The sequence below is a fragment of the Bizionia sp. genome, from assembly GCF_048259285.1.
In the GTDB taxonomy this organism is placed as follows: domain Bacteria; phylum Bacteroidota; class Bacteroidia; order Flavobacteriales; family Flavobacteriaceae; genus Algorimicrobium; species Algorimicrobium hallyeonense.
Map to the genome: position 1 here is coordinate 23073 of NZ_JBLXHU010000001.1, position 15626 is coordinate 38698.

At 34.7% G+C, this 15626-nt stretch carries 11 protein-coding genes and 1 pseudogene; 6 read left to right on the forward strand and 6 right to left on the reverse strand.

Translation table 11 applies throughout. The features are described from left to right. Positions 1-19: 19 nt before the first annotated feature. Entirely contained in the window at positions 20-1531 is a 1512-nt protein-coding gene (hutH, locus tag ACN0QX_RS00130; protein ID WP_417194987.1) for a histidine ammonia-lyase, read from the forward strand. Positions 1532-1580: 49 nt separating this feature from the next. Here the strand turns inward: hutH and ACN0QX_RS00135 are convergent, their stop codons facing one another. Together ACN0QX_RS00135 and ACN0QX_RS00140 are read right to left on the reverse strand one after the other, a co-directional pair. After that, on the reverse strand, positions 1581-1949 hold the full coding sequence (locus ACN0QX_RS00135) for a hypothetical protein (RefSeq protein ID WP_248399327.1): 369 nt from the start codon (positions 1947-1949) through the stop codon (positions 1581-1583). 81 nt (positions 1950-2030) lie between these two features. Further along, positions 2031-4592 carry an ATP-dependent Clp protease ATP-binding subunit gene (locus tag ACN0QX_RS00140; RefSeq protein ID WP_248399329.1) on the reverse strand — a complete coding sequence of 854 codons (2562 nt, stop codon included), beginning with the start codon at positions 4590-4592 and terminating at the stop codon, positions 2031-2033. A gap of 259 nt (positions 4593-4851) precedes the next feature. On the opposite strand from ACN0QX_RS00140, the gene gyrA reads away from it, so the two are divergent. Beyond that, the gene (gene gyrA, locus ACN0QX_RS00145) at positions 4852-7434 is read left to right on the forward strand and encodes a DNA gyrase subunit A (RefSeq protein ID WP_417194988.1); all 2583 of its coding nucleotides are present in this window, start codon (positions 4852-4854) and stop codon (positions 7432-7434) included. Between the two features lie 9 nt (positions 7435-7443). Then, on the forward strand, positions 7444-8688 hold the full coding sequence (locus tag ACN0QX_RS00150) for a tetratricopeptide repeat protein (protein WP_417194989.1): 1245 nt from the start codon (positions 7444-7446) through the stop codon (positions 8686-8688). Positions 8689-8846: 158 nt separating this feature from the next. Here ACN0QX_RS00150 and ACN0QX_RS00155 read toward each other — a convergent pair whose 3' ends face one another. The 3 genes from ACN0QX_RS00155 to ACN0QX_RS00165 all read right to left on the reverse strand — a co-directional run bounded on the left by ACN0QX_RS00155 (position 8847) and on the right by ACN0QX_RS00165 (position 11092). After that, entirely contained in the window at positions 8847-9062 is a 216-nt protein-coding gene (locus tag ACN0QX_RS00155) for a hypothetical protein (RefSeq protein WP_417194990.1), read from the reverse strand. Between the two features lie 80 nt (positions 9063-9142). After that, positions 9143-9898 (reverse strand): NlpC/P60 family protein, encoded by a 756-nt coding sequence (locus ACN0QX_RS00160; protein WP_417194991.1) that lies wholly within the window; start codon positions 9896-9898, stop codon positions 9143-9145. Between the two features lie 15 nt (positions 9899-9913). Continuing rightward, positions 9914-11092 carry an acetyl-CoA C-acyltransferase gene (locus tag ACN0QX_RS00165; protein ID WP_248399337.1) on the reverse strand — a complete coding sequence of 393 codons (1179 nt, stop codon included), beginning with the start codon at positions 11090-11092 and terminating at the stop codon, positions 9914-9916. 336 nt (positions 11093-11428) lie between these two features. On the opposite strand from ACN0QX_RS00165, the pseudogene ACN0QX_RS00170 reads away from it, so the two are divergent. Beyond that, positions 11429-12568, forward strand: a pseudogene (locus ACN0QX_RS00170) (phosphohydrolase); the annotation flags it as partial. Here ACN0QX_RS00170 and ACN0QX_RS00175 read toward each other — a convergent pair. After that, positions 12553-12609, reverse strand: a complete 57-nt coding sequence (locus ACN0QX_RS00175; RefSeq protein ID WP_371922431.1) for a hypothetical protein — start codon at positions 12607-12609, stop codon at positions 12553-12555. The pseudogene ACN0QX_RS00170 and the gene ACN0QX_RS00175 sit on opposite strands and share 16 nt — an antisense overlap. Before the next feature lie 13 nt (positions 12610-12622). On the opposite strand from ACN0QX_RS00175, the gene ACN0QX_RS00180 reads away from it, so the two are divergent. Both ACN0QX_RS00180 and ACN0QX_RS00185 read left to right on the forward strand, forming a co-directional pair. After that, positions 12623-13270, forward strand: a complete 648-nt coding sequence (locus ACN0QX_RS00180) for an HDIG domain-containing metalloprotein (protein WP_417195087.1) — start codon at positions 12623-12625, stop codon at positions 13268-13270. Positions 13271-13380: 110 nt separating this feature from the next. After that, positions 13381-15513 carry a prolyl oligopeptidase family serine peptidase gene (locus tag ACN0QX_RS00185; RefSeq protein ID WP_248399341.1) on the forward strand — a complete coding sequence of 711 codons (2133 nt, stop codon included), beginning with the start codon at positions 13381-13383 and terminating at the stop codon, positions 15511-15513. Positions 15514-15626 lie beyond the last annotated feature (113 nt).

Sequence of the window (15626 nt, forward strand, 5' to 3'; positions counted from 1 at the left end):
TGGGATAACATTTATGCACATGAGACCAATCCATTATATTTCGCAAGAAACCATTGATTTAGAAACTATTTCAGCCATTTTAGAAGAAGGCAAAACACTGGAATTAGCAGATAGTTCTGTTAAAAAAATTCAAGCTTGTCGGGATTATTTAAACCAGAAACTTAAAAATCAAGATTCTCCTATTTATGGTATAAACACGGGATTTGGTTCATTATATAATGTAAAAATATCAAAAGAAAATTTAACCAAACTTCAAGAAAATTTGGTAATGTCTCATGCGTGTGGTACTGGTGAATTGGTTCCAAAACCCATTGTGAAACTCATGTTGTTTTTAAAGGTGCAGTCTTTAAGTTATGGACATAGTGGTGTGCAGTTAGAAACGGCACAACGCTTATTGGATTTTTATAACCATGATATTTTACCAGTTATTTATACTCAAGGTTCTTTAGGAGCCTCGGGGGATTTAGCTCCTTTAGCACATTTGGCACTACCGCTAATTGGAAAAGGAGAGGTGTATTTTGAAGACGCTGTTCATACTGCTGAATCTATTTTGAAGAAATTTAATTGGGAACCCATAACCTTGCAATCTAAAGAAGGTTTGGCTCTGTTAAATGGAACACAATTTATGTCAGCTTATGGCATTCATTTATTAATGAAAGCCTATAAATTATCTTATTTAGCAGATTTGATTGGAAGTACATCTTTAGAAGCTTTTGATGGAAGAATTGAGCCCTTTAATGAATTAGTGCATTTGGTGCGTCCGCATAAAGGTCAGTTAAAAACGGCAGAACGTATTCGTGAGTTTTTAGAGGGTAGTGAATTAATTGGTCAAGATAAAGTACATGTACAAGATCCCTATTCATTTAGATGCATGCCTCAAGTTCATGGAGCGAGCAAGGATACATTAGATTTTGTGAGAAACACATTTATAACAGAAATTAATTCTGTCACTGATAATCCAAACATTTTTAGCCAAGATGATTTAATTATTTCTGGCGGAAATTTTCATGGTCAACCTTTAGCTTTGGCTTTAGATTATATGAAAATTGCCATGGCTGAATTAGGAAATATATCGGAAAGACGTGTGTTTCAATTAGTTTCTGGATTACGAGGGTTGCCAACATTTTTAGTTGATAATCCAGGTTTAAACTCGGGTTTTATGATCCCGCAATACACAGCTGCTAGTATTGTAAGTGCCAACAAACAATTGGCGAGTCCGGCAAGTATAGATAGTATTGTTTCTAGTAATGGTCAAGAAGATCATGTAAGCATGGGAGCCAATGCCGCCACGCAAGCTTATACTTTAGTACATAATGTAGAACGTATTTTAGCCATTGAACTGTTTAATGCCTCTCAAGCTTTGTACTTTAGAAAACCTTTAAAATCTTCAGCATTTATAGAGTCCGTTTTAATGGCTTACCGCCAAGATGTGTCCTTTGTTTCTAATGATAGAGAATTACATATTGATATTAAAAATTCAGTTTCGTTTTTATCGAATTTAGAAATAGATGTGCAAGAAATCTACGCATAAAATTTACGTAAAATTTTGCTGTTTCTATGGATTTATAGGAAAGGCAAGTTTATACATTGCATAATTGGTCAGACCAAGCAATAGCTTCATCTAAAGTCTGAAATGCTTTAAAGGGAATACTTATAAAAGTACTTTCAAAATCTGTGTTGTCAATTTTAACAGAATCGCCAAAGACAACAGCAAAACCAACAAGGTTTTTAATTTTAGAAGTTTCGAAATAAACATTAGGGTCTACCGAATAGGAGTTTATTCTGTGTGTAATATACACAAACTTTCTATTGCCAAAATAGTTTCTAGCAATATCATAAAGTTCATTGTTTAAATCAATTAAAACGGTTATGCCTTCATTCATGACTGCTATCATGTAATGGTTATGGCAGGTAATGGTTCCGTACGGATATGTTTTTACAACAGACATATTTAAAGTTAAGTAAAATTTAGGACATAAAAAAACTCCACAAATGTAAGTGGAGTTTTTCAATATCAAACGATTTATTTTTTAAGATTCAGTCTTTTTTTTTCCAGACTCAATTTTAATTTTCAATTCGTTGGTTTTAGCATCTAAATCCATGGAGATTTTATCGCCTTCAGAAATTTTCGAATTGATTATTTCTTCAGCCAAGGCATCTTCCACATACTTTTGTATTGCACGTTTTAATGGTCTAGCGCCATATTGTTTGTCGAAGCCTTTGTCTGCAATATAATCTTTGGCAGCTTTACTTAATTTAAGCGTATAGCCAATATCCTTAATGCGTAAGATGAGTTTATCTAATTCAATATCAATAATTTTATTGATATCTTCTTTTTCAAGTGCATTAAATACTACCACATCATCAATTCTATTCAAGAATTCTGGCGCGAAAGCTTTTTTCAACGCATTTTCAATGACGCTTCTAGCATTGGCGTCTTCTTGAGATTTTTGTGAAGACGTTCCAAAACCAACACCTGTACCAAAATCTTTTAGTTTACGAGAACCAATATTGGAGGTCATGATAATAATAGTGTTTCTAAAGTCTATTTTACGACCTAAACTGTCCGTTAAATACCCATCATCTAATACTTGTAAAAGCATATTAAATACATCTGGATGTGCTTTTTCAATTTCATCAAGTAACACGACAGCATAAGGTTTGCGTCTAATTTTTTCAGTTAATTGACCACCTTCTTCATAACCTACGTATCCCGGAGGCGCACCAACTAATCTTGAAATCGCAAATTTTTCCATATACTCACTCATGTCGATTCGGATTAAGGAATCTTCACTATCAAATAATTCTTTTGAAAGTACTTTTGCTAATTGCGTTTTACCAACGCCTGTCTGACCTAAAAATATAAATGATCCAATTGGTTTATTTGGGTCTTTAAGTCCGGCACGATTTCGCTGAATAGCTTTTACTACTTTGGCAACCGCTTGATCTTGACCGATTACTTTACCTTTAATTAATTCTGGTAAAATGGCTAATTTATTACTTTCGGTTTGTGCAATTCTATTTACAGGAATTCCGGTCATCATAGAAACAACGTCAGCCACATTATCTTCCGTAACGGTTTCACGGTGCAACTTGGTGTCTTCTTCCCATTTTTCTTGAGCAATGGCTAATTCTTTTTCCAAACGTTTTTCATCGTCCCGAAGTTTAGCTGCTTCCTCGTATTTCTGTTTCTTAACTACACTAGATTTTGTGGCTTTTACAGCTTCTAATTGTTCTTCTAATTCAACAATCTGATCTGGAACATTAATGTTTGTTATGTGCACGCGCGAACCAGCTTCATCTAAAGCATCAATAGCTTTATCTGGTAAAAACCGATCTGTCATATACCGATTCGTTAATCGCACACAGGCCTCAATAGCTTCCGGTGTATATTCCACATGGTGATGCGATTCGTATTTATCTTTAATGTTATTTAGAATTTCAATAGTTTCATCAACGGTTGTTGGTTCTACAATAACCTTTTGGAAACGTCTTTCTAAAGCACCATCTTTTTCAATATACTGTCTGTATTCATCTAAAGTCGTGGCACCAACGCATTGTATTTCACCTCTTGCTAAAGCTGGTTTAAACATGTTGGACGCATCCAAACTACCTGTGGCACCACCAGCACCAACAATGGTATGGATTTCATCAATAAACAGAATGATATCGTCGTTTTTCTCTAGCTCGTTCATTACAGCTTTCATACGCTCTTCAAACTGTCCACGGTATTTTGTGCCCGCAACCAAGCTCGCTAAATCTAATGTTACAACGCGTTTGTTAAATAAAATTCGTGATACTTTTCTGCTTACAATTCTATTTGCTAAACCTTCAGCAATGGCAGATTTACCAACACCAGGTTCACCAATTAGCAGTGGGTTGTTTTTCTTTCGTCTACTCAAAATTTGAGATACACGTTCTATTTCTTTTTCACGACCTACAACAGGATCTAGTTTACCTTCTTCCGCCATAGCTGTTAAATCGCGTCCAAAATTATCTAAAACAGGGGTTTTAGATTTCTTATTCGTTTTTCCAGTTGGTGAATTAAATAAATTATCTTTTGATGTGTCGTCATCTGAAGCTGAATCATCATCCGGAAAAGATTCTGATTTCGGCTCTCCTGTAATATCAGGATAATTTTCGTCGTTTGTTATCATAAACTTGAACTGTTCTTTTACGTTATCATAATCCACTTTCAGCTTATTTAGAAGCTTGGTAGTGGGATCGTTGTCGTTTCTTAAAATGCACAAGAGCAAATGTGCTGTATTAATGGAGCTACTCTGAAAAAGTTTCGCTTCCAAAAACGTGGTTTTCAAAGCACGTTCAGCTTGCCTGGTTAGATGTAAGTTCTTCTTATTATTAGAAGTTACTGCCATATTAGGATTTGCAGGACTTAAAATTTCAACCTTGCGTCTTAAATGGTTTAAATCTATTTCTAGAGCACTTAAAATATCAATAGCCTTTCCGCTACCATCTCGTAATAATCCAAGCATCAAATGTTCTGTGCCTATAAAATCGTGACCAAGCCTTAAAGCCTCCTCTTTACTATACGCAATTACGTCTTTAACTCTCGGTGAAAAATTGTCATCCATAAATAATTCCTTTCTGCATTAAATGTACTAAACATATTAGTAAGGACAAAAACCATACCTTAAATAATAGTTTGTATGCTAATAGACAAAAAAATGTTTATAAAGACAAAATATTTAACAGCATACTTATTAACGAAAAGCAGGGTTTGAATTGTTAATAAAAAAACCGAAAAAACACAAAAGAAACCCTTGCTGTAGCTGATGAAATGGTTATATTAGCACGATTTGTAAACCTACAAAAATCTAATTAGTAATATATATGGCAGAAGGAGAAAAATTGATCCCAATTAACATTGAAGATGAAATGAAATCGGCTTACATTGATTATTCAATGTCAGTCATTGTGTCACGTGCTTTACCTGATGTAAGAGATGGTTTAAAACCGGTACATAGACGTGTGCTTTTTGGTATGCACGAACTAGGTGTTAGAGCAACTGGAGCACATAAAAAGTCAGCAAGAATTGTTGGGGAAGTACTAGGTAAGTATCATCCACATGGTGATACATCTGTTTATGATGCTATGGTTCGTATGGCTCAAGAATGGAGTTTACGTTATATGTTAGTGGATGGCCAAGGTAACTTTGGATCTGTTGATGGTGATAGTCCTGCAGCAATGCGTTATACGGAAGCTCGTATGCGTAAAATATCGGAAGATATGCTGGCAGATATAGATAAAGAAACCGTAGATCATAAATTAAACTTTGATGATACCTTACACGAACCAACCGTACTTCCAACACGAATTCCTGGTTTATTAGTTAATGGTGCATCAGGTATTGCCGTTGGTATGGCTACTAATATGCCGCCTCATAACTTAAGTGAAGTGGTGGATGGTATAACAGCTTATATTGAAAATACCGATATTGAAGTTGATGAGTTAATTACACATATTAAAGCACCAGATTTCCCAACTGGAGGAACAATTTATGGTTATGATGGTGTTATTGAAGCGTTCAAAACAGGTCGTGGTCGTATAGTCATGCGTGGAAAAGCACGTATTGAAGAAGTACAGGGTCGTGAATCTATTATTGTTACCGAAATTCCGTACCAAGTGAATAAGGCTGACATGATTAAAAAAACAGCCGATTTAATAAACGAAAAGAAAATGGATGGTATTGCGTCTATTCGCGATGAATCCGATAGAAACGGTATGCGCATTGTTTACGTTTTAAAGCGTGATGCTATTCCTAATATTGTATTAAATACCTTATATAAATACACGGCTTTACAGTCGTCATTTAGTGTTAACAACATTGCTTTAGTCAATGGTCGTCCACAATTATTGAATCTGAAAGACATGATTCACCATTTTGTGGAACACAGACATGATGTGGTTGTACGAAGAACTACTTACGAATTGCGTAAAGCAGAAGAGCGTGCTCACATACTTGAAGGTTTAATTATTGCTTCAGATAATATTGACGAAGTAATTGCGCTTATTCGTGCGTCATCAAATGCGGATGAAGCGCGTGAGAAGTTAATTGAACGTTTTAAACTATCCGAAATTCAGGCCAAAGCCATTGTAGAAATGCGCTTACGTCAGTTAACAGGACTAGAGCAAGATAAATTGCGTTCGGAATACGACGAGTTAATGATTACCATTGCTGATTTAAAAGATATTCTTGAGAAAAAAGAACGTCGTATGGAAATCATTAAAGACGAATTATTAGTTGTAAAAGATAAGTATGGCGATGAGCGTCGTTCGGTAATTGAATATGCTGGAGGCGATTTAAGTATTGAAGATATGATTCCAGACGAGCAGGTGGTTATTACCATTTCGCATGCTGGTTATATTAAGCGTACCTCACTTACAGAATATAAAACACAAAATAGAGGAGGTGTTGGACAAAAGGCATCTACTACAAGAAATGAAGACTTTTTAGAGCATCTATTCGTAGGAACTAATCACCAATACATGTTATTCTTCACCCAAAAAGGGAAGTGTTTCTGGATGCGTGTTTATGAAATTCCGGAAGGAAGTAAAACATCTAAAGGTCGCGCTATTCAAAACCTGATTAATATTGAGCAGGATGATAAAGTAAAAGCTTTTATCTGTACGCAAGACTTAAAAGATGAAGACTACATCAATAGCCATTATGTCATTATGGCAACCAAAAAAGGTCAAGTTAAAAAAACGGCTCTAGAGCAATACTCACGTCCACGAACTAATGGTATTAATGCCATTACAATTAAAGAGGATGATGAATTACTAGAAGCCAAATTAACTACTGGAAACAGTCAAGTTATGTTGGCCTTAAAATCTGGTAAAGCTATTCGTTTTGAAGAAGCCAAAACTCGCCCAATGGGTAGAAATGCATCGGGTGTAAGAGGTATTCGCTTACAGGACGAGAATACCGATGAAGTTATAGGTATGATTGCTATTGAAAATCCGCAAGAAGAATCCGTATTAGTTGTTTCTGAAAAAGGATATGGAAAACGTACTTATATTGATGATCCAGAAGATGGTGAAGCTGTTTACAGAATAACGAACAGAGGTGGAAAAGGAGTTAAAACTATTTCTATAACTGAAAAAACTGGTCATTTGGTGGCTATAAAATCGGTGACAGATGAAGAGGATTTAATGATTATTAACAAATCTGGTATTGCCATTCGTATGGCTGTTGCTGATTTACGAGTTATGGGTCGAGCTACACAAGGTGTAAGACTTATAAACTTAAAAGGAAGTGACTCTATTGCGGCTGTTGCAAAAGTAATGAAGGAAGAAGAAGATGAAAACGAAGTCTTGCTAGATGAAGATGGTAACATTATTGAAAATGAACAAGATACTGATAATGGCACAACTCTTGATACGGATGAAAACGAATTAAATAACGATAATTAAAATAATAAAATGAGAAACCCAATTTTAGTTGCATTGGCAATTCTAGTAAGTACTGTTTCTTTTGCTCAAAAAAAAGAGTTACGTACAGCAGAGAAAGCAATAAAAAATAAAAATTATGCTGAAGCCAAAACAGCATTGAATCAGGCAGAATCTATGATGTCTGGAATGGATGATAAGCAAAAATCCCAATATCATTTATTAGTAGCTGAAGCAATGTATGCTCAAGGTACAGCAAATAATTCCGACTTAAACAAAGCCATTGAAAGTTTAATTTTAGTAGGAAAAAATTATGATTCAGAAGTGTCTGAATTAACAACTACCATGGAAAATGAGCTTTTAATGAAAGCAAATAGCTTCTACAAAGCAAATAACTTTTCGGAAGCAGCAATAAAATTTGAGCAATTATATAACGTTGTTCCTCAAGATACGACCTACCTTTATTACGCAGCAATTAGTGCTGTTAGTGGTAAAGATTATGACGAAGCCCTTAAACATTATTTAGAATTAAATAAATTGGGTTATACTGGCATTACTAAAGAGTATTTTGCAACCAACAAAGAAACAGGTGAAGAAGAGGTTTTTGATAAAGAAAACAGAGATTTATTTGTAAAAACAGGCGCTTATATTAAACCAGGTGAACGTGTTTCAGAATCGAAAGCAAATGAAATCACAAAAAATATTGCCTTTATTTATGTTAATTTAGGGAAAACCGAAGAAGCTTTAAAGGCCATAAAATTAGCACGTGATCAAAACCCGACAGATGTTAATATTATTTTAACAGAAGCCAATTTACAGTATAAACTGGGTAATAGAGATGAATATAAGTTGCTAATTGAAAAGGCAATTGATTTAGATCCAACTAATGTAGATTTGTTTTACAATTTAGGTGTTCTTTCGGCTGAAGCTGGGTATAATGATAAAGCTAAAGAATATTATAACAAGGTTATTGAAATGGATCCTACGTATACAAATGCACATACCAATATTGCAGCTTTAATACTAGGTGAGGAGCAAGGTCTTATTGAAGAAATGAATGGTTTAGGAACATCCGCTGCTGATAACAAACGTTATGATGAACTAAAGGCGGAACGTAAAGAGCTTTATAAAACAGCTATTCCTTATTTAGAAGCTGTTTTAGAAGTAGATTCAGAAAATTTAGAGGTTTCTAAAACATTAATGAATATTTATAGTGCCATTGCGGAAACTGAAAAATACAAGAAAATGAAAGCTAAAGTTGAAGCTTTAGGAGGATAATTCTTATAGGTTTAATTGAATAAAAAAATGCTACTGAATTTCAGTAGCATTTTTTTTGTTTTATGTTAATCCAATAATTCGTTTTCCATAACTAGCGCTTGAAACAAATTTAATTGATAAGAATCATGGTATGCTAAATATGCTTAATTCCTAGAAAACTAAAAAGTCAAAATGCCTGTCCATTTTAAAATAAACAAGATTAAAATTGTAATTCCGGTACTTGTATATATAACACCTTGCCAATAAAAAAGCCGTGTTCCCCATTGATTCCATAATGTACTACCATATTCCTTTTTGAAATGACCGTTGGTAAGCTTCCAGAAAAGGAAAGCGATAATTAAGAATAATGCAATTGCTATTGGTATAATGTTCATTGGTTCTTGAGTTTAAAGAGGTGATTTTTGGGTTCGTTTTATAATAACAAATTCAATATTTAAATAATACTTGAACTTATTTACCCCTCCACAATCCGCTTAATAACGCGTAATTTATGAGTATGCATACGTGTATCTACATTATAAATTCCGGAATGATCTAATCTATCAATGCGGACTTTACCATGTGCATGAATAATAAAATTATCCGGCATAATAATACCAACATGGACTATCTGTCCTTCGTCATTATCAAAAAATGCTAAATCGCCTGGATCGCTTTCTTCAATAAAACTCAACGCCTCGCCTTGTGTGGCTTGTTGTGAGGCATCGCGGAATAATTTATAACCATTCAATTTATAAACCATTTGGGTAAACCCTGAACAATCTATACCAAAGGGTGTTTTTCCACCCCAAAGATAAGGAGCGTTTAAATATGAAAATGCGGTTTTTAAAATATGCGCTTTAGTAGCTATTTCACTAACCGCATTCCCATCATGTGTATGTTGTAATAAATCCAATCCGTTTAAACTTGAGCCCAACGGAATAGGATATAATTGACTTTGGCTGTCTTCAATAAATTCAACTAAATCCGTTGAAAGAATAGGCGCTTCGTCATGCAATGTATTATAATTGTCTTCTGTAATTTCAAGGTACTGCTTGTTATCAATCCAACCTTCATAGGTATCAAAACCCAATCGGATTCTACTCCAAGACTTCCGTTTTTCAAGCACTTTAAAATAATCACCATACAATACTTGGGACACAAGTTCACTTGTATCACTAGGTTCCAATCGTAATGGAACAATGCTTAAATGACAAATTCCGTATTGCATGCAAAAAGTAAGGTATTAGTTTCTTTCGATAACAACTGCCGAAGCACCACCACCACCATTACAAATAGCGGCTGCACCAATTTTTGCATTGTTTTGTTCTAAAACATTTAATAATGTAATTAAAATACGAACACCTGAACAACCTAGTGGATGTCCTAAAGAAACAGCTCCACCATTCACGTTTACATTGGCATCGTTTAAGCCTAGTATTTTCATATTGGCTAAACCAACAACCGAAAATGCTTCATTAAATTCAAAGAAATCAACATCTTTGATATTAATTCCAGCTTTATCTAACGCTTTAGGTAAGGCTTTAGCAGGCGCTGTTGTAAACCATTCTGGCTCATGAGCAGCATCGGCAAAGCTTTTTATGGTTGCTAGAACTTTCAATCCTAATTCGTCTGCTTTCTCGCGACTCATTAAAACCATAGCACCCGCACCATCATTTATAGTTGAAGCATTGGCAGCTGTAACAGTTCCATCTTTGGTAAAAGCAGGACGTAAAGCTGGTATTTTTTCTAATTTTACATTGGTGAACTCTTCATCTGTATCCACAACTAATGCATCACCACGTCTTTGTGGAACTTCAACTGGAACCACTTCATTATCAAATTTCCCGGCTTCCCAAGCTGCAGCCGATCGTTTATACGATTGAATAGCATAGGCATCCTGATCTTCACGAGAAAATTTATATTCAGTAGCACAAGCGTCGGCACAAACACCCATGGCGTTTTGGTCGTAGGCATCCACTAATCCATCACGTTGCATCCCGTCTTCCATTTTAGCAGGACCAAATTTAGTACCTGTTCTAGCATGCAGATAATGCGGAATTAAACTCATATTTTCCATTCCACCAGCAACCACAACGTCGGCATCACCTAAAGCAATAGCTTGTGCTGCTTGCATAACCGCTTTCATTCCAGATGCACACACTTTATTTACAGTGGTACATGGAACCGTGTTTGGAATTCCTGCGTAAATTGCCGCTTGTCTTGCAGGCGCTTGTCCGGCCCCGGCTTGAACAACATGACCCATAATAACCTCTTGAACTAATTCTGGCTTTAAATTAATTTTTTCCAAAGCACCTTTAATAGCTACAGCACCCAAACGTGGTGCAGGAACAGTTGAAAGGGATCCTAAAAAACTACCAATTGGTGTTCTGGCTGCTGATACAATGACGACTTCTTTACTCATGTTTTTCTAGTTTAATTTTTTAATCCCACAAAATTAATCATTTTTTAATAGAATGTAGAATGATTAGCATTTTATACACCCATAATTTTCGACTATATTTTACTACATTTGAAAATATTTCACCAATCTATGAAAGAATTTATAAATACACTATATAGAAATCATTCGTTAGGCTATAAGCTGTTGCTTTTTATATCGACTACATTTTTAATTGTGTATTTATTTCCTAAAAGTGGTAAATTTAAATACAATTTCGAAAAAGGAAAACCTTGGCAATCAGAAAACCTTTATGCACCCTTTAATTTCGCCATTAAGAAAACGGATGCTGAAATTACCATGGAAAAACAAGAGATTAAGGACGCGTCACCATTATACTTTAATTTAGATGCATCGGTTCCAAACACAATAACTAATAATTTTCAACGTCAATTTAAATCGGTTTTTTCAGATACGATTCCCGTCTATACAAGAAACGATTTAAAGGATGCTGGAATTCAAATAATTGATAAACTCTACCATTTTGGTGTTTTAAACGAAGAACATAATTATTCGGACACCAAAAAAGTCATTATTTTAGAAGGTCGCGTCGAGAAGGAGCAAACCCAATTTGTAAACCTAGTTAAGGAAAATCAATTAAAAGCAATTATTGTCAAGGTTTTAGAAAGTAAGGATTTGTTGACTTATAAAAATGAATTCACATCGTTGTTTTTCGATTTAGTAGAACCAAATTTAGAATTTAACAAGGAATTTTCATCCCGAGTACTTCAAGAAGAGCTCGATAAAGTCTCATATATTCGTGGAAGTGTTGAGCGGGAAACGCTTATTATCTCTAAAGGTGAAGTTGTAGAAGGTGTTAAGTTTCAAATTTTAAAATCGTTAGAATCCGAATATGAATCGCAAGTTTGGAACAAATCTAATTATATATGGATTGTTTTTGCCTACACTCTTTTAGTGGCATTAGCCTTACTTATGCTGTTGTTATTTTTAAGAAAATATCGGATGTCTGTTTTTGAAAATAATGTAAAAGTGACCTTTATTTTCTTTAACGTAGCCTTTATGGTATTAATCACAACCTTGGTGGTTAATTACAATTCGCAATACATTTATGTGGTCCCAATTTGTATTTTGCCCTTGGTGCTAAAAGCCTTTTTTGATGCGCGTTTGGGCCTGTTTACACATGTTTTAACGGTTTTACTATTAGGACTAGTAGTACCTAACAGTTACGAATATATGTTCCTACAAATTATTGCAGGAATCGTTACTATTTTAACCGTGTCGGAATTATACAAACGAGCGAATTTATTTATTTCCGTTGGGCAAATCACCTTAATATATATTGTTGCCTATTTTGCATTCTTCGTTATTCATGAAGGAAGTGTTGAAACCCTACAATGGGAAACTTTTGGTTTGTTTGTGCTTTGTGGCTTGGCAACCTTATTTGTGCAACCGCTAATTTATGCCTACGAAAAACTCTTCGGATTAGTGTCTGATGTATCTTTATTAGAATTATCAGACACCAATACCAAATTATTGAAAGAATTATCAAATAAAGCGCCAGGAACGTTTCACCATTCTTTAAATGTGGCCAATTTAGCTGAAGCTGCTGCTAACGAAATTGGAGCCAATGCTATGTTGGTTCGCGTTGGCGCCTTGTATCACGATATTGGGAAAATGAAAAACCCAACGTATTTTACGGAAAACCAATCTACAGGAATTAATCCGCATGATGAATTATCACCAAGCGAAAGTGCTCAAATTATTATCAATCACGTAATTGATGGAATTGAAATAGCCCGAAAAAATAATCTTCCGGATCGTGTTATCGATTTTATTAGAACCCATCATGGAACGAGTTTGGTATATTATTTCTATATGAAAGAAAAGGAAGTCAACGAGCTCATAGAAATAGAAGATTTCATGTATCCAGGTCCAAAACCTTTCAGTAAAGAAACGGCTATTTTAATGATGTGTGATAGTGTAGAAGCGGCTTCCAAGAGTTTAAAAGAACCTACGTCCACAAAAATTGACGATTTTGTAGAAAGCATTTTAAACAAACAAATGAATGATGATCAGTTTTTAAATGCCAATATTACCTTTAAAGAAATTCAATCTATTAAAAAGATATTGAAACAAAAGCTGACCAACATTTACCACTTACGTATAGAGTATCCTGAATAGGTCACTAGAGTATCCTGAATAGGTCATTTATTTATCACCTTGTATTTTCTTTAACATTACTTTATAAGTATTTCCTTATTTTTGTTCATTACACTAAAACCAATTATAATATGAGGAAATCATTAATATGCGTTTTGGCACTCTCAACAATTGTTGCTTGTAAGGATGACCAAAACAAAACTGAAAAAGAAGATGTTTCAATGACTATTACTTATCCAGAAACTAAAAAAGTTGACACGGTTGACACGTATTTTGAAACTCAAGTTCAAGATCCATACCGTTGGCTGGAAGATGATTATGCTGAAGATACCAAAGCATGGGTAAAAGCTCAAAACGAAGTGACGTTTAATTATTTAGATCAAATTCCGTTCCGAAGCAAGTTGAAAAAACGGATGGAAACGCTTTGGAATTACGAAAAAATTTCTGCACCATTTATTGAAGGTGATTACACCTATTTTTATAAAAATGATGGGCTTCAAAACCAATCCGTTTTATATAGAACAGATAAAGATGGAAACCAAGAGGTGTTTTTAGATCCAAATGCGTTTTCTAAAGATGGAACGACGTCTTTAGGTGGTTTAAGTTTTACGGAAGATGGTTCTATGGCTGCCTATGCTATTTCTGAAGGTGGAAGTGACTGGCGAAAAATTATCGTTTTAAAAACTGAAAATAAAGAAATTATTGGCGATACCATTATGGATGTTAAATTCAGTGGTATGTCTTGGTACAAAAATGAAGGGTTTTATTATTCCAGCTATGAGAAACCAAAAGGTAGTGAGTTATCAGCTAAAACCGATCAACACCGTTTATTTTATCACAAATTAGGAACACCTCAAAGTGAAGATAAAATTATTTTTGGCGATACTGAAAAGCGTCGCTATGTAGGAGGTTCTGTAACGCAGGATGAAAACTATTTGGTGATTACCGCAGCAAATTCTACCTATGGAAATGAGTTGTATATTAAAGACCTACGGAAAAATGGACCGATTGTAAAAGTGGTTGATAATTTTGAAAGTAGTAATAATGTTATAAATAATGAAGGTCAAACATTCTTCGTGGTTACGGATTTTGAAGCACCTAATAAACGCATTGTAAAATTCAATTTAAATAAATTTGAACAAGCCCATTGGGAAGATGTGATTCCAGAAACTGAAAATGTACTATCAGTATCTAAAGGTGCAAATTATATTTTTGCGGAATACATGAAAGATGCGGTTTCTGTTGTAAAACAATACAAATTTGATGGCACTTTAGTACGTGATGTTAGCTTACCAGGAATTGGTTCTGTTGGTGGTTTTGGTGGTAAAAAGGAAGCAACTACCTTATACTATTCGTTTACAAATTATACGGCACCAGGAACTATTTATGCGTATGATCCTGAAACTGGCGAATCAACGGTTTACCAAAAGCCAAATATCGATTTCAAATCGGATGATTATGAGTCTAAGCAAGTATTTTATAGCTCTAAAGATGGTACCAAAGTACCAATGATTATCACCTATAAAAAAGGCACAGAATTAAACGGCAAGAATCCAACTATGCTATATGCTTACGGTGGTTTTAATATTAGTTTAACGCCGTCGTTTAGTATTGCCAATGCTGTGTGGTTAGAAAATGGTGGTGTGTATGCTGTTGCTAATTTACGTGGAGGTGGTGAATACGGTAAAAAATGGCATAATGCAGGAACGCAAATGCAAAAGCAAAATGTGTTTGATGATTTTATTGCAGCAGCCGAATACCTAATCAAAGAAAACTATACATCATCTGATTATTTAGCAATAAAAGGCGGATCTAATGGTGGATTATTAGTTGGTGCAACTATGACACAACGACCAGATTTAATGAAGGTGGCTATTCCACAAGTGGGTGTTTTAGATATGTTACGTTACCATACGTTTACGGCAGGAGCAGGTTGGTCCTTTGATTATGGAACATCCGAACAAAGTAAAGAGATGTTTGATTATATTAAAGGGTATTCGCCAGTGCATAATGTAAAAGCAGGTGTTGAATATCCAGCAACGTTAGTAACCACAGGTGATCATGACGATCGTGTAGTACCAGCGCATAGTTTTAAATTTGCTGCTGAACTGCAAGACAAACAAACAGGAGCGAATCCGACCTTAATTAGAATTGAAGTGAATGCCGGACATGGTGCCGGAAAATCTACTGAAGCTACTATTAACGAGCAAGTAGATATTCAAGCGTTTGCTTTGTATAATATGGGAGTGAAGGAGTTGAAATAAACTTTTTGATATTGTATCTTATAGAAAAAGCCCAAACTTTTGTTTGGGCTTTTTGATTTTGTTATTCAGAACGAAGCTTGCACAGTAAAGAATCTTAAATTTGATAATTGAGA

Coding starts and splice junctions, on each gene's coding strand:
- hutH (WP_417194987.1), top strand. CDS start 20: ATGAGACCAATCCATTATATTTCGCAAGAAACCATTGATTTAGAAACT.
- ACN0QX_RS00155 (WP_417194990.1), bottom strand. CDS start 9,062: ATGAACATTATACCAATAGCAATTGCATTATTCTTAATTATCGCTTTC.
- ACN0QX_RS00160 (WP_417194991.1), bottom strand. CDS start 9,898: ATGCAATACGGAATTTGTCATTTAAGCATTGTTCCATTACGATTGGAA.
- ACN0QX_RS00165 (WP_248399337.1), bottom strand. CDS start 11,092: ATGAGTAAAGAAGTCGTCATTGTATCAGCAGCCAGAACACCAATTGGT.
- gyrA (WP_417194988.1), top strand. CDS start 4,852: ATGGCAGAAGGAGAAAAATTGATCCCAATTAACATTGAAGATGAAATG.
- ACN0QX_RS00140 (WP_248399329.1), bottom strand. CDS start 4,592: ATGGATGACAATTTTTCACCGAGAGTTAAAGACGTAATTGCGTATAGT.
- ACN0QX_RS00135 (WP_248399327.1), bottom strand. CDS start 1,949: ATGTCTGTTGTAAAAACATATCCGTACGGAACCATTACCTGCCATAAC.
- ACN0QX_RS00185 (WP_248399341.1), top strand. CDS start 13,381: ATGAGGAAATCATTAATATGCGTTTTGGCACTCTCAACAATTGTTGCT.
- ACN0QX_RS00150 (WP_417194989.1), top strand. CDS start 7,444: ATGAGAAACCCAATTTTAGTTGCATTGGCAATTCTAGTAAGTACTGTT.